Consider the following 17,677-nt stretch of genomic DNA (forward strand, 5'->3'; position numbering starts at 1 on the left):
TCATGGATCTCGTGAAAGCCGACTGGCTGCAAAGGCGCAGGATTGTAGCGCAGTGCAGCGCGGGCACCCAATGCGTCAATGTGACAAACGATGCAAGGCACCGTTGGCTCGAGCGTGCTAGGTCGTAAAGCCCCGGCCCAGAGCCGTTGCAGTAGGTTGGGGCGGTGCATATGAGTTTTAGAGATGCCCAGCTTGGGCTATGGCCTCTATAATGTCCGGCAGTTTTCCGTCTCAGTACAGGTATCCCAGATGAAACGTCCAAGTGGTCGCGCCGCCGATCAGCTCCGCTCGATCCGCATCACCCGCAACTACACCAAACACGCCGAGGGTTCTGTGCTGGTCGAGTTCGGTGACACGAAAGTCATTTGCACCGTCAGCGTCGAAAACGGCGTCCCCCGTTTTCTGAAAGGCCAGGGCCAGGGTTGGCTGACCGCCGAGTACGGCATGCTGCCGCGCGCGACTGGCGAGCGTAACCAGCGTGAAGCCAGCCGTGGCAAGCAGGGTGGTCGCACGCTGGAGATCCAGCGCCTGATCGGCCGTTCGCTACGCGCCGCACTGGACATGTCCAAGCTGGGCGACGTTACGCTGTATGTCGACTGCGATGTTATCCAGGCTGACGGCGGCACGCGTACGGCTTCTATCACGGGTGCGATGGTGGCGCTGGCGGATGCGTTGAAAGTGATCAAGAAACGTGGCGGCCTGAAAGGTGGCGACCCGCTCAAGCAGATGATTGCTGCGGTTTCTGTCGGCATGTATCAAGGCGAGCCTGTGCTTGATCTGGACTACCTGGAGGACTCGGCCGCCGAGACTGACCTGAACGTGGTGATGACCAGCGCAGGCGGTTTCATCGAAGTCCAGGGCACTGCTGAAGGCGCACCCTTCCAGCCGGAAGAATTGAATGCGATGCTGGCGTTGGCTCAGAAGGGTATGACTGAGCTGTTCGAATTGCAGCGCGCCGCATTGGCCGACTGATACTTCAGGGGGAAGGACGATGAGTGATGATCTTCAGCAACCGTTGAACAAACCGGCTCAAAGCGCTCGGCAATGGGCGATGTTCTGTCACTTGTCTGCATTCTTCGGGCTTATCTTCCCTTTCGGCAACCTGCTGGGGCCGTTGATTCTCTGGCAGATGAAGAAAGAAGCCGATCCCTTTATTGACTCGCAAGGCAAGGAAGCGCTGAATTTTCAGATTACGGTCGCGATCGCCGCCACCGTCAGCATGCTGTTGATGGTGGTTGTCATCGGCTTCGCGCTGTTGATGCTGGTGGGTATCGGTGCTTTGGTGCTGACCATCATCGCCGGCGTAAAAGCCAACGACGGACTGGATTATCGGTATCCGTTCACCTGGCGTCTGCTGAAGTAAGGCAACGCCCGGGCAACGCAAAAAGCCGACATGAAGTCGGCTTTTTCGTGTGCGCTGGGTGCATGACTATCAGATAGTCAGGGTCCAGTCGTAGTCCACGATCAATGGCGCGTGTTGCGAGAAGCGCGGCTGGCGCGGCAAGCGGGCGCTACGCACGAAGCGGCGCAGGCCTGGCGTCAGGATCTGATAATCGAAGCGCCAGCCCAGATTCAGCATCTCGGCCTGTTCGCTGTCCGGCCACCAGCTGTACTGATCACCTTCACGGCTCACTTCACGCAGGGCATCGACGTAACCCATGGTGCCGACGATCTCGTCCATCCAGGCGCGCTCGGGTGCGAGGAAGCCTGGGGACTGCTGGCTGTCACGCCAGTTCTTGATGTCGAGCTTCTGTTGTGCCACGTAGAGCGATCCGCAATAGATGTACTCGCGACGCTTGCGGCGTTGCTTGTCCATGTATTTGCCGAAATCGTCCATGAGCTTGAATTTTTGATTCAAGTCTTCATCCCCGTTCATCCCGGAAGGGAAAAGCAGGGTGGCAATACTGACTTTGTCGAAATCTGCTTGCAGGTAACGCCCGTAGCGGTCGGCTGTCTCGAAGCCGAGGCCGCTGATTACCGCCTTCGGCTGCAACCGCGAATAAAGCGCCACGCCACCCTGGGCGGGTACTTCAGCTTCGCAGGCATAGAGGAAGTAGCCATCCAGCTGAAAGGCTGGATCATCCAGTTCAAAGGTGGAGGCGCGGGTGTCCTGTAAGCAGATGACGTCGGCATTCTGAGCTTGCAGCCAGCTGAGCAACCCACGCTCGACCGCAGCCTGAATGCCATTCACGTTCACACTGATGATCCGCATAAATGGCCCCAAAAATCACGTGCGTGTATGATACCCGAGCTCTACCTAATTAGCTAAATCCGTGGTATTCGGGGCTTTTTTCATGCAAGCGTATCAACGCGATTTCATCCGTTTTGCCATCGACCGCGGTGTACTGCGCTTCGGTGAGTTCACGCTCAAGTCCGGGCGCACCAGCCCGTACTTCTTCAATGCCGGGCTGTTCAACAGTGGTTCGGCTTTGGCGCAGCTGGGCCGTTTCTACGCGGCTGCAGTCGTCGAGAGCGGTATTTCCTTCGATGTTCTGTTCGGCCCCGCTTACAAGGGTATCCCTTTGGCAGCCGCGACTGCCGTGGCATTGGCCGAGCATCATGACCTGGATCTGCCTTGGTGCTTCAATCGCAAGGAAGCCAAGGCGCATGGCGAAGGTGGCAGCCTGGTGGGCGCGCCCTTGACCGGCAATGTGCTGATCATCGACGACGTGATCACCGCGGGCACCGCGATTCGCGAAGTCATGCAGATCATCAAGGACCAGAGTGCGACGGCTGCGGGCGTGCTGATTGCGCTCAATCGCCAGGAGCGCGGCAATGGTGAGCTGTCGGCGATCCAGGAAGTCGAGCGCGATTTCGGGATTCCGGTAGTCAGCATCGTGTCGCTCAATCAAGTGCTGGAGTTTCTTGCTGACGATCCTCAGCTTAAACAGCATCTGCCTGCGGTCGAGGCTTATCGCGCTCAATACGGCATTTAAAGTGGGCACGCTGCGTGGTGCGTCGCTGGTTGCACATCCTGCAATGCGCAGACGCTCATGCGTGCGCTAAGCCTTCTGGGGCTGTGTCTGTCGCTGGAGGCATTGTTGCCTTTTGCTGTTCAGGCCGCCGACGTACCGCAAATGCAGCTTTATCGCTATATCGACAACCGCGGCGTGACCGTGCTGGATCGCCAGGGCGTGCCGCCCGAATACGTTGCCAAGGGCTATGAGGTGTTGAACGCGCGAGGCCGGGTGGTGCAAGTCGTACCTCCTGCGCCGACTGCGGATCAGGTTCGTCAGGCCGAAGCCGACAAGGCACAGGCGGCTGCCAATGCGCAATTGATGAGCCTTTACAGCAGCGTGGACGAAGTCGACCGTGTCAAAGCCCGCAAGCTGGGCGAGCTGGATACGCTGATTGGCGTTGCCCAAGGCAACATCCAGGGTCTTGCGGCGCAACAGCGCAGCTTGCAGGGCCAGGCTGCGGATCAGGAGCGGGCAGGCCGTCCGGTGCCCCAGGCGATTATTGACCAGCTCAGCGACTTGCAAGATCAGCAGCAGAGGCTTCAGGGCGACATTGCTGGCTACCAGGCTGCGCGTACGAAAGCCGAGGCCGGCTTTGCGGTTGATCGGGCCAGGGTGCAGCGTTTGATGGCCCAGTAGCCGGCTGCAGCTGAGACAGGATGGTCCTGCTGCGGTGTTTTCGGTAGTGCATAAAAAGGCCCCACGAGCTTTGGCTGGTGGGGCCTTTATGCATCACGCGCAGCTGTTGCGCGTGATCAGTGGCGCTTGCGATTACTGATCAGTGTACCAACGCCGGTGTCAGTGAAGATTTCCAGCAGTACTGCGTTTGGCACGCGACCGTCGATGATGTGCGAGGTGGTTACACCACCTTGCACGGCCTCCAGCGCGCATTTGATCTTCGGCAGCATGCCACCGTAGATGGTGCCGTCGGCAATCAGGCCGTTCACCTGCTCGGTGGTCAGGCCGGTCAGTACCTGACCCTGCTTGTCCATCAGGCCTGCGATATTGGTCAGCAGCATCAGCTTTTCAGCCTTGAGTGCTTCAGCCACTTTGCCTGCAACCAGGTCGGCGTTGATGTTGTAAGACTCACCGTCGGCGCCCACGCCGATTGGCGCGATGACCGGGATGAAGTCACCCTTCACCAACATGTTCAGCAGGTCAGTGTTGATCCCGACCACTTCGCCGACATGGCCGATGTCGATGATTTCAGGCTTGGTCATTTCCGGCGTCTGACGCGTGACTGTGAGCTGTTTCGCACGAATCAGCTCTGCGTCCTTGCCGGTCAGGCCGATGGCGCTGCCGCCATGACGGTTGATCAGATTGACGATGTCCTTGTTGACCTGGCCACCCAGAACCATCTCCACGACGTCCATGGTCTGGGCATCGGTGACGCGCATGCCATCGATAAAGTGGCTTTCGATGGAAAGGCGCTTGAGCAGATCACCGATCTGGGGACCCCCGCCGTGCACCACCACCGGGTTGATGCCGACAGCTTTCATCAACACGATGTCGCGAGCGAAGCCGGTTTTCAGCTCTTCGCTCTCCATGGCGTTGCCGCCGTACTTGATAACCAGCGTCTTGCCGACAAAGCGGCGAATGTAAGGCAGCGCTTCGGAAAGAACCTTGGCTACATTAGAGGCGGCATCACGTTCGAGGGTCATTCATGGCTCCAGTCAAAAGGGAAAACAATCAAAACGGAAGGTCGAGATCCGGCGCAACTTTCTTGAGCTCGGTGTGGAACACGTCTTTGATACGCTGCAACTCGGCCTCGGTTTCGGCCTCGAAGCGTAGTACCAGTACCGGTGTTGTATTGGAAGCACGCACCAGGCCCCAACCCTTCGGATAGTCCACACGGACGCCGTCGATGCTGGTCAGCTTGGCGTCGCCCCACTGGGCGTCTTTTTCAAGGGCTTCGATGATGCTGAACTTGGTGACATCCGTCACCTTGATGTTGATTTCCGGCGTCGAAATATCGTTCGGGAAGGTCTCGAACAGGTCTTCGGCGCTCTGTGATTCCTGGCTGAGGATTTCCAGCAGGCGCGCAGCGCTGTAAATGCCGTCGTCAAAGCCGAACCAGCGCTCTTTGAAGAAGATGTGGCCGCTCATTTCGCCAGCCAGCAGGGCGCCGCTTTTCTTCATTTCTTTCTTGATCAGAGAGTGGCCGGTCTTCCACATTACAGGGCGACCGCCGTGCTCGCTGATCAGCGGCGTCAGGCGACGGGTGCACTTCACGTCGAAGATGATATCGGCGCCAGGGTTGCGCTTGAGCACGTCCAGCGCGAACAGCATCAGCAGGCGGTCCGGGTAGACCACGTTACCCTTGTTGGTCACGACACCGACACGGTCGCCGTCGCCGTCGAACGCCAGGCCCAGATCAGCGCCGGTTTCGTTGACCTTGGCGATCAGGTCCTGCAGGTTTTCGAGCTTGCCCGGATCCGGGTGGTGGTTCGGGAAGTTGCCGTCCACTTCAGCGAACAGCGAAATCACTTCACAGCCCAGGGCTTCGATCAGTTGCGGGGCAATCACGCCTGCCGCGCCGTTGCCGCAGTCGACCACGACCTTGAGTTTGCGGGCCATGACGATGTCGTCCTTGATCTGCTTGAAGTAGCGATCGAGGATGTTGACCTTGGTGATGCTGCCTTTTTGCGAGGTCAGGTTGTTGGTCTTGATCCGCTCATGCAGTGCCTGGATCTGCTCGTTGGCGAGTGTATCGCCAGCGATCACGATCTTGAATCCGTTGTAGTCCTTGGGGTTGTGGCTGCCGGTCAGCATCACGCCGGTCTTGCCCGCCAGCACGTTCGCTGCGTAATACAGCGCAGGTGTCGGTACCAGGCCGACATCGCTGACGTGACAGCCGCTGTCGTGCAGGCCTTGAATCAATTGTTCTACCAGCTCTGGGCCGGAAAGACGGCCATCCCGGCCAACGCTGACGTTGGGTTCGTTCTGCGCCAGGCTTTCTGAACCAACGGCACGGCCGATCCAGTAAGCGGTCTCAGCGTTGAGGGTGTCCCCGACGACGCCGCGGATGTCGTAAGCGCGGAAGATGGTGTCAGGGAGTTGCGGTGCCAAGTGTGCTGGGCTGTTCATAGCGGTGGGATGCTCCGATCTCAGGAAATCCTGGTTTTCGTCGAGAAGGTCGATATCGAGAATGTCGGTATCTTGAAACAGCGGATCTGTCCAATCGGTGCGAGGTGCAGCGATGGAGGAAGAAGCGCTGCCCGTTGTCATGGTTGCACCGGTTTCCTTGCTCGCAGCCACTGCAGGTACTACCTGCTGTTGGCTACGGAGCGAAACGCGGGCGAGGGCCTGAGCCAGACTGCCAAGGACTGGAAGGCTCAAACCAAAGGGTTTGACGGCTTTTCCGCCCGAGAGTTCTTGCAGCAGCTGATCCAGCTGACGAGCGTCGGCACAAACGCGACGCTGCAAGGCCCTCTCATTACGGTATAGACCTATCAAGACACCTGCTGCAGCGATGACTGCGGCGAGCAGGAAAAACAGGACCAAAGACGGCCCCTTGGCGCCAGCTCCGGGCGTAAATGCGAGTTTCCAGGCGGGATAACCAGTGTCGAATAGATAAGGGGTAGTGCTTGCGGCCTCTCCGCGTTGGAGAAAGACCTGTTCCGGTCCGGTCCCGAACTGCTGGCTCAAGACGATCCGGCCGTTTTCCGCGGGCATGGCCGGCAGGGCGTTGAGCAGGCGCTGCGGCTCGAAGGCCAGCAGCAAAGTACCGATAACCGGTTGATCGGGCGCCGCGCGAACCGGTGCTGCACTGTAGATCAGCCAGCGCTCACCGGTCTTGCGGGCTTCCGGGGCGACGGCCTCACCCTGTGCTGCCTTGTTGAGCATGTCCAACGTGGCGAACGTGATCGGCAATGAACCTTGCGGGTCGACGCTGGCAATACCGACTGGGTTCAGTCGCGCGCCCGCCAGGCTGTCCCAGCGGGTCAGGCGGCCTTGAGCGGCGCCAAGGGCAGACGGGTCGTTGCCTTGCAGCGCCTGCACCAACAGCGGATTCGAGGCGGCCGCCTGGGTGTCCGCGCTGATCTGTTTCAGCGCCAGATTGACCGCTGACGCCTGGCTGTTACCCCATGCCTGAATCAGTCTGTCCTGCTGATGAGGGCCATTCGACAAGCTGAACCAGACCACGGCCGCAGCGGCCAGCAGGCCCAGCGCTGCTGGAACAAGACCGGGGGAAATCGCCTTCAAGCTTGCGACCGGCATTGGGTATGCAGCGGCCAATGCCTGTGTTGACACGGTGTGATGACTGCCTTTCAACGACCTCTCCCCACGATATGCCCCGAATCAACGTCAGCGCCCGCCAGTGATCAATGGCTGCCGGAGTGACCAAAACCGCCCGTGCCACGCTGGCTCTCGTCGAACTCGTCAACCAGTTCGAAATGCGCCTGTACCACAGGCACCAGTACCAATTGAGCAATGCGTTCACCGACGGCGATCTTGAACGCAGTCTGGCCACGGTTCCAGCACGACACCATCAGCTCGCCCTGGTAATCCGAATCGATCAGGCCCACCAGATTGCCCAGCACTATGCCGTGCTTATGGCCCAGGCCGGAGCGTGGCAGGATCATCGCGGCAAGCCCCGGGTCGCCGATGTAGATCGACAGGCCGGTGGGGATCAGCAGTGTCTGACCGGGCTCAAGAACAGTGTCTTCCTTGAGCATGGCGCGCAGGTCAAGCCCCGCCGAGCCGACGGTGGCGTACGCCGGGAGCGGAAATTCGTTGCCAATGCGAGGGTCGAGGATCTTGGCTTGTAGAGCGTGCATTCGTGATTAAACCTGATTCATACGGTCGGCGATAAAGGTGATCAGCTGGCGGGCAATCTTGGCCTTGCTGGTCTGGGCAAAGAGCGTTGCATGCAACGCCCGGTCGATCACGCTGCAAGCGTTTTCTTCGCTGTTGAAACCGATGCTGGGGTTGGCCACATCGTTGGCGACGATCAGGTCGAGGTTCTTGTCCTTGAGCTTGCGTGCAGCATAGTCGAGAAGATGTTCGGTCTCGGCGGCAAAGCCGACACTGAAAGGGCGGTCCGGGCGAGTGGAAATCGTCGCCAGAATGTCTGGGTTGCGGACCATCTGCAGCAGCAGACCGTCACCGTTGGTGGGATCTTTCTTGAGTTTGTGTGGTGCGATGACTTCTGGGCGGTAGTCGGCGACTGCGGCAGACGCGATGAACAGGTCGCACGGAATGGCCGCTTCACAGGCAGCAAGCATGTCGCGGGCACTGACAACGTCGATGCGCGAGACGCGATCAGGCGTCTGCAGGTTGACCGGGCCGGTAATCAGCGTGACGCGGGCACCAGCCTCCACAGCTGCTTCGGCGAGGGCAAAGCCCATCTTGCCCGAGCTGTGGTTGGTGATGTAGCGAACCGGGTCAATGTTTTCCTGGGTCGGGCCTGCGGTAATCAACACGTGTTTGCCGGTCAGGCTCAGGCGCTGAAAGCAGTCCGCAGCGCACTGGACCAGATCATTGGGTTCCAGCATGCGCCCAAAGCCCACGTCGCCACAGGCCTGGCTGCCGGATGCCGGGCCAAAGACCCTGAAGTCGCGGTCTTCCAGCAAGCGCGTGTTGGCTTGCACAGAAGCATCGCGCCACATCGCCTGATTCATGGCTGGCGCGATGGCTACGGTGGCGTCGGTGGCTAGCACGATGGTGGTCAGCAGGTCGTTTGCAATACCTTGGGCCAGACGTGCGATGAGGTCAGCTGTCGCAGGCGCGATCAGGATCAGGTCGGCCCATTTGGCCAGTTCGATATGACCCATCGCCGCCTCGGCAGCCGGATCCAGAAGGTCCAGGTGCACAGGGTGGCCGGAGAGCGCTTGCATGGTCAGGGGGGTGATGAACTCAGCACCGCCACGGGTCATGACGACACGCACTTCCGCCCCTTGGTCGCGCAAACGACGAACAAGTTCGGCGCTCTTGTAGGCCGCGATGCCGCCGCCGACGCCCAGAACGATGCGTTTTCGATACAGCCGCTGCATAGGCCTGCCTTTTGGTCAAAATGGATACGCGACGGCGATGACGCCTCCCCAGGCCAGATCGCCGCGCAAAAAAGATGGGCTAAGATAGCACAGCGACCGCACTGGAACAGCGGCGCCAAAACACATGGAGGTGCTATGAGTATTCGCAGTTGGCCCGCGGCGGAACGCCCGCGTGAACGTTTGTTGGAGTTGGGTGCGCAAAGCCTTTCGGATGCCGAGTTGCTGGCCATCTTTTTACGCACCGGAGTGGCTGGAAAAAGTGCTGTAGACCTCTCGCGTCATCTCCTGAATCAATTCGGCGGGCTCAGACCGTTACTGGATGCTGACCTGGCTATGTTCACGTCGGAGCTGGGACTTGGCCCTGCAAAGTTCGCCCAATTGCAGGCAGTAATGGAGATGGCACGGCGGCACATGGCGGAGTCTCTGCGCCGCGACTCGGTCCTTGAAAACCCGGCGCAGGTACGCAGCTACCTCAAGGCACTGCTGCGCCATGAGCCGCACGAGGTGTTTGGCTGTCTGTTTCTGGACACCAAGCATCGAGTCCTGACCTTCGAGATACTGTTTCACGGCACGATCAATGCGGCCTACGTGCATGCCCGCCAGGTGGTCAAGCGCGCCATGTTCCACAATGCCGCAAGCCTGATCCTTTGCCACAACCATCCTTCGGGGATTACAGACCCCAGCCGCTCTGACATCGACCTGACCAAGCGTCTCAAGGAGGCGTTGCTGCTGGTCGATGTTCAGGTGCTGGACCACGTGATCATCGGCGACGGCGAGCCGCTGTCAATGGCAGAGCGCGGCCTGATGTAGCGCGCGTCAGCGCAAGCGTGCTCGTGAGATGGATCGGCGGCTGGTGCATCTCCAGCGGGTTTATCAGCCTCTTCGTGAGCAAGCTCACTCCCACGAAAGAACCTCGTTTCACACCTCTGTGGGAGTGAGCTTGCGAATCGGGCATGTTTCGGGCTACTTGACCTGCACTTTGTAGAAGTCCTGCCGGCCAAACGGGCTGACCTGATACCCCGTCACGTCCTTGCGTACCAGAGTTGCAGCGGTCGGGTGGGCGAGGGGGATCCACAGTGCCTGTTGCTGGATCTGTGCCTGAGCTGCATGGTAGAGCTTGCTGCGCTCGGCCTGATTGCTGGTGGCTTTGCCATCGGCGATCAGTTTGTCCAGGGTCTTGTCGCAATAGCGGGCGAAGTTGGTGCCTGATTGCACTGCGGCGCAGGAGAACTGCGGCGTCAGAAAGTTATCCGGATCGCCGTTATCGCCTGCCCAGCCCATGAACAACAAGTCGTGCTCACCCGCCTTGGCGCGGCGAATCAGCTCGCCCCATTCGATGACCTTGATCTCTGCATCAATGCCGATCTGCTTGAGGTCAACCTGCAACAACTGCGCGCCCAGACTCGGGTTGGGGTTCAGCAGGCTGCCTGAAGGGCGTGTCCAAATGGTTGTCTTGAAGCCTTCCTTCACACCGGCCTTGGCCAGTAATGCCTTGGCTTTTTCGATATCACGAGGGTAGCCGGGCAGGTCCTTTGCGTAGCTCCAGGTGTTGGGCGGGTAAATACCGTTTGCCGTTTCGGCAGTGCCTTCAAAAACGGCTTTCAGGTAGTTGGCCTTGTCGAATGCCAGATTGATCGCCTGCCGAACTTCAGGTTTGTCGAACGGCGGGTGCTGGCTGTTGATCGCCACGAACGCGGTCATGAAGGCTTCGGTTTTCTCGACCTTGATGGAGGTGTCCTTGCTGGCCGCCTGGATATCCAGCGGCTTGGGCGAGAGGGCAATCTGGCATTCGTTCTGGCGGATCTTCTGCAAGCGCACGTTGGCGTCGGGAGTGATCGCGTATACCAGCGTGTCAATATCCGATTTGCCCGCGAAGTAGTCCTTGAACGCCTCGTAGCGTACGAAGGCGTCTTTCTGGAAGCGCTTGAACACGAAAGGTCCGGTGCCGATCGGCTGGCTGTTGAGTTTTTCCGGCGTGCCCGCTTTCAGGAGTTGCGCGGTGTACTCGGCCGAGTAGATCGAGGCAAAACCCATGCTCAGGGTGGCGAGGAAAGTCGAGTCCGCATGGCTGAGCGTAAATTTCACGGTGTGGGCATCGGGTGCGTCAATGGCCTTGATCAGTGCAGGCAACTGCATCGACTGCGCATGCGGGAAGCCGCTCTGGGCAATCTTGTGCCAAGGATTCTGCGGATCAAGCATGCGCTTGAAGCTGAACACGACATCGTCTGCGTTCAGCTCGCGGGTCGGCGTGAAATAATCGGTGGTGTGAAATTTCACGCCGGAACGCAGTTTGAAGCTGTACGTCAGGCCGTCCTCGGAGACGCTCCAGCTTTCGGCCAGGCTCGGCACCAGCTTGCCGCTCCGGGTGTCGAAGTCCACCAGGCGATTCATAAGCACATCGGCCGACGCATTGGTGGTCGTCAGGGAGTTATACTGCACGACATCGAAACCTTCAGGGCTGGCTTCTGTACAGACCGCCAGGCTTGCAGCCTGAGCAGCAATCGGGAGCAGCAAGGGAACGAGCAAAAAGGGAAGTGCAGCAAGGCGCATGGCGAAATTCCTGTTCAGAAAGGGCCCCATCTGCCGGTGCAGTCTGGTGAGGGACTTACCCTAGACCATGTGCTGGCGTAGAACAATCGCTACGGTGCGACGAGCGGTCGATTTGGCCGCGCCCCCGTGGCGCTTGATCCGGCTGTCAGGCAGGCAGCGTTCATTTGACCTAAAGAGCTTTGCCTGTTGTTGCTTTTGAGTGTTTCTGGTATAAAGCAGCGCTCTTTTCTAGGGGCCCGGTTCCTTCACTGTAGGTGTAGCCGGTAAGACCCTTAAAGAAACGCGGCGCCTGGCGCCAAATGACTGAGAGATTAAGCGGCCAACCCATGCCGGGTTGGGCATGTGGTTTTAGAGGGCTGAGGCATGTCGAGAGTATGTCAAGTTACCGGTAAGGGTCCGGTAACCGGGAATAACATTTCCCACGCAAACAACAAAACCCGTCGTCGTTTCCTGCCAAACCTGCAGCATCACCGCTTCTGGGTTGAAGGCGAGAAGCGTTTTGTTCGTCTGCGCGTATCTGCTAAAGGCATGCGTATTATCGACAAGCGTGGCATTGAAGTTGTGCTCGCTGAACTGCGTCGCGACGGCAAAATTTAAGGGAGAGAATCATGCGTGAATTGATCCGTTTGGTGTCGAGCGCTGGTACAGGCCATTTCTACACCACCGACAAGAACAAACGTACTACCCCGGATAAAATCGAAATCAAAAAATTCGATCCGGTTGTACGCAAGCACGTGATCTACAAAGAAGGCAAAATCAAGTAATTGATTCTGTCTCCTACAAGGAAGCCCGCTTTGCAGCGGGCTTTTTTGTGCCTGCCCGGTTTTGAATCCGACCTTCATTATCTTGCAGTCTTGCAGAACAGACAAAAAAACGCCCGGCGCACTGCGTCGGGCGTTTGTTTGAAAAGCAGCTATTCAAGCGATCAGCCGAACTTGAATTCCGTGATGTTGCCAGCTTGATCGACCTTCACGTGGATTCGGTTGCGATCCATTTCACGGCTGGAAAAATCGGTTGGGCCGATCACGCGTGTACGGCCGGTCAGTTCGGTAATGGTCGCCTTGATGGATGGCTCGTAGCGAGTGCCGACAAGGTGTTGCAGCGCTTGGGTGACTTCGTCGTTGGTCATTTCCATAATCCTTTATGGTTGAGTGAGTGTCCTCACTGGACGCACTCAGGATCCCCTGTCAGGCGCTGCCCTGTGCGGTAGCTATTTACTCTGGTGCGCTTCGTACACCACATAAATCTTGCGACATGTTTCCAGCACCTCCCAGGTCCCTTTGAAGCCTGCTGGAATCACGAACCTGTCGCCTGCCCGCAGCGTCTTGGCGTTGCCCTGCTCGTCGCGCAGAACGCTGACGCCCTGCACGATCTCGCAGTATTCATGCTCGGTGTAGTTGACCAGCCACTGTCCTGGCTCTCCGATCCACACCCCCGCGCTCATATGGCCGCACGGGCTGTTGTAGTGGTTGTAGAGCGTTTGCGCCGGGTCGCCCTTGAACACCTTTTCTGGTGCCGGGCTGTAGTGCTCGGCTGCGGTGCTGGCTTCGCTGAAGTCGACGATACTTGCGATACTCATACTGGCCCCTGATCGTGAATGTGCAGGTGATTGGACGAATGCCTGATGCAATAGTGCCCGAGTTGCTGATGGCGGGCGTTTAATAAAATCAACAAAAACGCGCCTTAATCGCTATTTGTGTCAAATATATTGGTTTTGGCAAGCGGCTGGTTTAGGGTATCGCCCTGTCCTGAAAAACTTCAGATAGTGTCTTTAATCAACTCTGACACATCGACACTCAACAAGAGGAGGCTATGCACATGACCACCCTGACTCGTGCTGACTGGGAACAACGTGCCCAGAATTTGAAGATCGAAGGCCGCGCCTTCATTCATGGCGAATACACCGCCGCCGCTTCTGGCGAGACCTTTGACTGTGTGAGCCCGGTCGATGGCCGACTGCTCGCCAAGGTTGCCAGCTGCGATGCCGCCGATGCCCAGCGAGCCGTTGACGACGCACGCAGCGTATTCAATTCCGGCGCATGGTCGCGTCTGGCTCCGGCCAAGCGCAAGGCAACGATGATCCGTTTTGCCGGCCTGCTCAAGCAAAATTCCGAAGAGCTTGCCCTGCTCGAAACCCTGGACATGGGCAAGCCTATCAGTGATTCGTTTGGCATCGACGTGCCCGGCGCTGCTGGAGCCTTGAGCTGGAGCGGCGAGGCGATCGACAAGCTGTATGACGAAGTCGCCGCTACGCCGCACGACCAGTTGGGCCTGGTGACTCGCGAGCCGGTTGGCGTTGTGGCCGCTATCGTGCCATGGAATTTTCCGCTGATGATGGCCTGCTGGAAACTGGGTCCTGCGTTGTCCACCGGCAACTCGGTGGTGCTCAAGCCTTCCGAAAAGTCTCCGCTCACTGCCATTCGCATCGCGCAATTGGCCATCGAGGCCGGTATTCCTGCAGGCGTACTCAACGTGTTGCCGGGCTTCGGTCACACCGTTGGCAAGGCGCTGGCGTTGCACATGGATGTCGACACCGTGGTGTTCACCGGTTCGACCAAAATCGCCAAGCAGCTGATGATTTACGCCGGCGAATCGAACATGAAGCGCGTGTGGCTGGAAGCTGGCGGCAAGAGCCCGAACATTGTTTTCGCCGATGCGCCTGATCTGCAGGCAGCTGCCGAAGCCGCAGCCAGCGCGATTGCTTTCAACCAGGGTGAGGTCTGTACAGCAGGCTCGCGTCTGTTGGTGGAACGTTCCATCAAGGACCAGTTTTTGCCGTTGGTTATTGAGGCGCTGAAAGCCTGGAAGCCGGGTAATCCGCTCGACCCGTCCACTACGGTGGGCGCGCTGGTCGATACCCAGCAGATGAACAACGTGCTGTCGTACATCGAAGCTGGTCACACCGAGGGCGCCAAACTGGTGGTTGGCGGCAAGCGCATCCTTGAAGAAACCGGCGGCACGTACGTCGAGCCGACGATTTTTGACGGCGTGAACAACGCGATGAAAATCGCCCAGGAAGAAATCTTCGGTCCAGTGCTGTCGGTGTTGACCTTCGACACTGCCGAAGAAGCCATTCAGATCGCCAACGACACGCAGTACGGCCTTGCGGCTGCGGTCTGGACGTCCAACATCTCCAGGGCGCACCTGACGGCCAAGGCGTTGCGTGCGGGCAGTGTATGGGTCAACCAGTATGACGGCGGCGACATGACCGCACCGTTCGGTGGCTTCAAGCAGTCGGGTAACGGCCGTGACAAGTCGCTGCATGCGTTCGACAAGTACACCGAGCTGAAGTCCACCTGGATCAAGCTCTAAGCGGCCCGTCCTCATCCGTCCCCGCACCGCGTGGGGACGAGATCTGACAAACACATACACCGACGCCCGCCGTCGGTGTTGTGTTTTTGGGCGTTGACACTTTACGACCCGCAGGAGCATGGACATGCGTTGGGGTACTTATTTCGCCGTGTTGGCCTCGGTATTGAGCGTTGGCCTGGCGATGGGCGTCAGCATGCCGCTGGTGTCGTTGCGGCTGGAGAACTGGGGCTACGGCTCGTTTGCCATCGGCATCATGGCGGCGATGCCTGCGTTTGGCGTGCTGGTCGGGGCTGGCGTTGCCAGCCGACTGGCAGCGCGGTGGGGCACCGTCAACCTGATGCGTCTGTGCCTGTGGGGCGGGGCGATTTCAGTCGGTGCACTGGCGCTGTTGCCGTATTACCCGGTCTGGCTCGTCCTGCGCCTGATGCTGGGGGTCATTCTTACCATCGTATTCATTCTGGGTGAAAGCTGGATCAATCAACTGGTGACCGAGCAGCTGCGTGGGCGGCTGGTCGCGTTGTACGGCAGTGCCTATGCGCTGAGCCAGTTGGCTGGTCCCTTGCTGCTTGGGATCATTGGCACCGCTGCCGACTACGGTTTCTGGATCGGCGTGCTGTTGCTGGTGGGTGCACCCTTTCTGTTGCTCGGTCGAACCGGCGCACCTTCGACCGAGTCCTGCCATGTGACCTTTGCCGATCTGGCGGGCTTCTGCCGTGGCATGCCTGCTATCGCCTGGGCAGTCGCATTGTTTGCCGCGTTCGAAGCGCTGATCCTGACCCTGCTGCCGATCTACTGCCTGCGCCATGGATTCACGCCCGAGATCGCGCTGGTCATGGTCAGCGTGGTGGTGGTTGGCGATGCATTGCTGCAGTTGCCGATCGGCTTGCTGGCCGATCGCATGTCACGCCGTACGCTGTTCACCGGTTGTGCTGCGACGCTGCTGGTTTCCAGCCTGCTGATACCGTTGCTGGTCCACACCGTACTGATCTGGCAATTGTGGGTGACGTTTGGTGCCAGCGCCGGTGGGCTGTTTACCTTGTCTCTGATCCTGATCGGTGAGCGTTATCGCGACGACTCGCTGGTGCGCGCCAACGCCCATGTGGCTCAGCTCTGGGGGATTGGCTGCCTGATCGGTCCGCTGGTGGCGGGTGCAGGCAGTCAGTGGGTCAGCGGCGATGCGCTGCCGCTGCTGATGGCGGCGGGCGCTTTCGGGTTGGTGATCCTGTCGATGAAACGCGGTGCGTTCGGTGCGCAGCCCGTGCGGGCCTAGAGCATCCGCTCCAGGCCTATGGCCCGACTCATCCATGCGTTGAGGCGCCGCCACCAGTCACCTGGCTCGGTGTGCAGCGTGTGGATCTGGCCATCGTCCTCGGTGACCCAGACGACCTTGCCGTCTTCCAGTCGCGCCTCGTAGGTCAGTGACGGCGCCATGCCTTGCAGGGTCAGCTCGCGCAGTTCTTCGGCCAGTTGCGGGCTGTCGACCAGCACGCCGACTTCGGTGTTCCACAGCACTGAGCGTGGGTCGAAGTTGAAAGAGCCGACAAACACTTTCTGTCGATCAAAGATCATGGCCTTGCTGTGCAGGCTGGATTCGGAGCTGCCCAGCGACTGACTTTTCTTGAACAGGTGCGGTCCGCTGCCGCGCGTGGTTTCGGCATCGCCCGGTTGTCTGCGCAGCTCGAACAGCTTGACGCCGTGTTCCAGCAGCGCTTTGCGATAAGGCGCGTAGCCGCCATGTACAGCGGGCACATCGGTCGCTTCCAGCGAGTTGGTCAGCAAGCTGACATCGACGCCTGCGTCGGCGCGGCCGGTCAGGTACAGCAGGCCTTCTGGTCCGGGCACAAAATACGCCGAAATCAACATCAGCTCTTTGCGGGTATTCAGCAGCTCGGGTGCCAATTGTGTGGTCAGCAGCAAGTGTGGATCAGGCTCACCGCGCGCAAGGACTTTGGTGGGAGCGTCCCACAATGCCTGGTTGTGCGCCCACACCAGCTCGTTGAGCCAGGTTTTCATGCGGGGCTCGGTCTTGTAGGCCATCATCCGCTCATACAGAGCCTTGTGTTGCTGATGAGCCTGTTCCAGCGACGTTTCCAGTTTTTTGCGGGCCTTGGCGAGGTCATGTCTGTCTGGCAGAAAGTACATGAAATCATCGATTGGCTTGCTCAGCGTGCTGTTCCAGTACTGATCGAAGCTGTGCCCGAGCTGTTCGGCAACCGGCCCGACACTCAGCATGTCGATGTCGGTGAAATTCAGGTTGGGCTCGGCATCGAAATATTCATCGCCCAGATTGCGTCCGCCGACGATGGCCACGCTACTGTCGGCCAGCCACAGTTTGTTGTGCATGCGCCGATGCTGGCGCGAAAGGTTCATCAGCCGCCCCAGGCTGCGTGTCACACCGGTTTCGCGCCCCAGATTTTGCGGGTTGAACAGCCGGATCTGAATGTTCGGGTGCGCGGCGAGGGTGGCAATGGCCTGGTCCAGGCCGTCGCTGGTGGTGTCGTCCAGCAGAACGCGTACGCGCACGCCACGGTCGGCCGCTTTCAACAGTTCATCGATCAGCGCGCGCGTGCTCAGGCCGTCGTGGACGATATAGTACTGAAGGTCCAGACTGCTTTTTGCGTTGCGGATCAGTTCGGCCCGGGCCTTGAACGCATCGCTGCTATCGGGCAGCAGACGAAAGCCCGAGCGCCCTTCGTGAGGCATGGCCATGGCTTGAATCGAGCGGCCGAACGCCGAGTCCGAAGGTGGCATGGCCTGGCTCGGCTCGCTGAAGCGGCCTTGGTGTGCGCAACCGCTGACGCACAGCGCAACCAGCAAGCAAAAGGACAGAGTCCAGGAGTTCTTCACATTGATCATCCGCGA

18 protein-coding genes are annotated in these 17,677 nt (G+C 59.2%); 9 read left to right on the forward strand and 9 right to left on the reverse strand.

Annotated features, from left to right (window positions below; all coding sequences use genetic code 11):
- Nucleotides 1-249: 249 nt before the first annotated feature.
- Nucleotides 250-972, forward strand: a complete 723-nt coding sequence (rph, locus tag KDX37_RS00535) for a ribonuclease PH (protein WP_003313989.1) — start codon at nt 250-252, stop codon at nt 970-972.
- Between the two features lie 19 nt (nt 973-991).
- Nucleotides 992-1,363, forward strand: coding sequence for a DUF4870 domain-containing protein (locus KDX37_RS00540; protein WP_231650633.1), 372 nt, complete (start codon nt 992-994; stop codon nt 1,361-1,363).
- Nucleotides 1,364-1,432: 69 nt separating this feature from the next.
- Here KDX37_RS00540 and KDX37_RS00545 read toward each other — a convergent pair whose 3' ends face one another.
- Nucleotides 1,433-2,212, reverse strand: a complete 780-nt coding sequence (locus tag KDX37_RS00545) for an exodeoxyribonuclease III (RefSeq protein ID WP_024687405.1) — start codon at nt 2,210-2,212, stop codon at nt 1,433-1,435.
- An 82-nt stretch (nt 2,213-2,294) separates the two neighbouring features.
- On the opposite strand from KDX37_RS00545, the gene pyrE reads away from it, so the two are divergent.
- Together pyrE and KDX37_RS00555 are read left to right on the forward strand one after the other, a co-directional pair.
- Nucleotides 2,295-2,936: an orotate phosphoribosyltransferase gene (gene pyrE / locus KDX37_RS00550; RefSeq protein ID WP_231650634.1), complete on the forward strand. Its 642-nt coding sequence runs from the start codon at nt 2,295-2,297 to the stop codon at nt 2,934-2,936.
- Nucleotides 2,937-2,993: 57 nt separating this feature from the next.
- On the forward strand, nt 2,994-3,596 hold the full coding sequence (locus tag KDX37_RS00555) for a DUF4124 domain-containing protein (RefSeq protein WP_231650636.1): 603 nt from the start codon (nt 2,994-2,996) through the stop codon (nt 3,594-3,596).
- 116 nt (nt 3,597-3,712) lie between these two features.
- Here the strand turns inward: KDX37_RS00555 and argB are convergent, their stop codons facing one another.
- The 4 genes from argB to coaBC all read right to left on the reverse strand — a co-directional run bounded on the left by argB (nt 3,713) and on the right by coaBC (nt 8,953).
- Nucleotides 3,713-4,618 (reverse strand): acetylglutamate kinase, encoded by a 906-nt coding sequence (argB, locus tag KDX37_RS00560; protein ID WP_231650637.1) that lies wholly within the window; start codon nt 4,616-4,618, stop codon nt 3,713-3,715.
- A gap of 28 nt (nt 4,619-4,646) precedes the next feature.
- A complete protein-coding gene (locus KDX37_RS29500; protein ID WP_406640934.1) occupies nt 4,647-7,178 on the reverse strand; it encodes a phosphomannomutase/phosphoglucomutase in 2,532 nt (843 codons plus the stop codon).
- A gap of 104 nt (nt 7,179-7,282) precedes the next feature.
- A complete protein-coding gene (gene dut / locus KDX37_RS00570) occupies nt 7,283-7,738 on the reverse strand; it encodes a dUTP diphosphatase (RefSeq protein ID WP_231650638.1) in 456 nt (151 codons plus the stop codon).
- A 6-nt stretch (nt 7,739-7,744) separates the two neighbouring features.
- A complete protein-coding gene (gene coaBC / locus KDX37_RS00575) occupies nt 7,745-8,953 on the reverse strand; it encodes a bifunctional phosphopantothenoylcysteine decarboxylase/phosphopantothenate--cysteine ligase CoaBC (protein WP_231650639.1) in 1,209 nt (402 codons plus the stop codon).
- 135 nt (nt 8,954-9,088) lie between these two features.
- Here coaBC and radC point away from each other — a divergent pair, with 135 nt between their 5' ends.
- Nucleotides 9,089-9,763, forward strand: a complete 675-nt coding sequence (gene radC / locus KDX37_RS00580) for a RadC family protein (RefSeq protein WP_231650640.1) — start codon at nt 9,089-9,091, stop codon at nt 9,761-9,763.
- 153 nt (nt 9,764-9,916) lie between these two features.
- Here the strand turns inward: radC and KDX37_RS00585 are convergent, their stop codons facing one another.
- Nucleotides 9,917-11,503 (reverse strand): ABC transporter substrate-binding protein, encoded by a 1,587-nt coding sequence (locus KDX37_RS00585; protein ID WP_231650641.1) that lies wholly within the window; start codon nt 11,501-11,503, stop codon nt 9,917-9,919.
- 363 nt (nt 11,504-11,866) lie between these two features.
- On the opposite strand from KDX37_RS00585, the gene rpmB reads away from it, so the two are divergent.
- Both rpmB and rpmG read left to right on the forward strand, forming a co-directional pair.
- Entirely contained in the window at nt 11,867-12,100 is a 234-nt protein-coding gene (rpmB, locus tag KDX37_RS00590) for a 50S ribosomal protein L28 (protein WP_002551514.1), read from the forward strand.
- An 11-nt stretch (nt 12,101-12,111) separates the two neighbouring features.
- Nucleotides 12,112-12,267, forward strand: a complete 156-nt coding sequence (rpmG, locus tag KDX37_RS00595; protein WP_002551515.1) for a 50S ribosomal protein L33 — start codon at nt 12,112-12,114, stop codon at nt 12,265-12,267.
- A 161-nt stretch (nt 12,268-12,428) separates the two neighbouring features.
- Here the strand turns inward: rpmG and KDX37_RS00600 are convergent, their stop codons facing one another.
- Together KDX37_RS00600 and KDX37_RS00605 are read right to left on the reverse strand one after the other, a co-directional pair.
- Complete coding sequence (locus KDX37_RS00600; protein ID WP_231650642.1) at nt 12,429-12,632, reverse strand: hypothetical protein; 204 nt, start codon at nt 12,630-12,632, stop codon at nt 12,429-12,431.
- Nucleotides 12,633-12,713: 81 nt separating this feature from the next.
- Complete coding sequence (locus tag KDX37_RS00605; RefSeq protein WP_231650644.1) at nt 12,714-13,082, reverse strand: cupin domain-containing protein; 369 nt, start codon at nt 13,080-13,082, stop codon at nt 12,714-12,716.
- A 239-nt stretch (nt 13,083-13,321) separates the two neighbouring features.
- Between KDX37_RS00605 and KDX37_RS00610 the strand changes: the two genes are divergently transcribed.
- Nucleotides 13,322-14,815, forward strand: coding sequence for an aldehyde dehydrogenase (locus KDX37_RS00610; protein WP_231650645.1), 1,494 nt, complete (start codon nt 13,322-13,324; stop codon nt 14,813-14,815).
- Nucleotides 14,816-14,939: 124 nt separating this feature from the next.
- Complete coding sequence (locus tag KDX37_RS00615; protein ID WP_231650646.1) at nt 14,940-16,085, forward strand: MFS transporter; 1,146 nt, start codon at nt 14,940-14,942, stop codon at nt 16,083-16,085.
- Here the strand turns inward: KDX37_RS00615 and KDX37_RS00620 are convergent.
- Nucleotides 16,082-17,662, reverse strand: a complete 1,581-nt coding sequence (locus KDX37_RS00620; protein ID WP_231650647.1) for a phospholipase D family protein — start codon at nt 17,660-17,662, stop codon at nt 16,082-16,084. The genes KDX37_RS00615 and KDX37_RS00620 overlap by 4 nt on opposite strands.
- Between the last annotated feature and the right edge of the window lie 15 nt (nt 17,663-17,677).

It is taken from the genome of Pseudomonas californiensis, from assembly GCF_021147775.1.
GTDB classification, from domain to species: domain Bacteria; phylum Pseudomonadota; class Gammaproteobacteria; order Pseudomonadales; family Pseudomonadaceae; genus Aquipseudomonas; species Aquipseudomonas californiensis.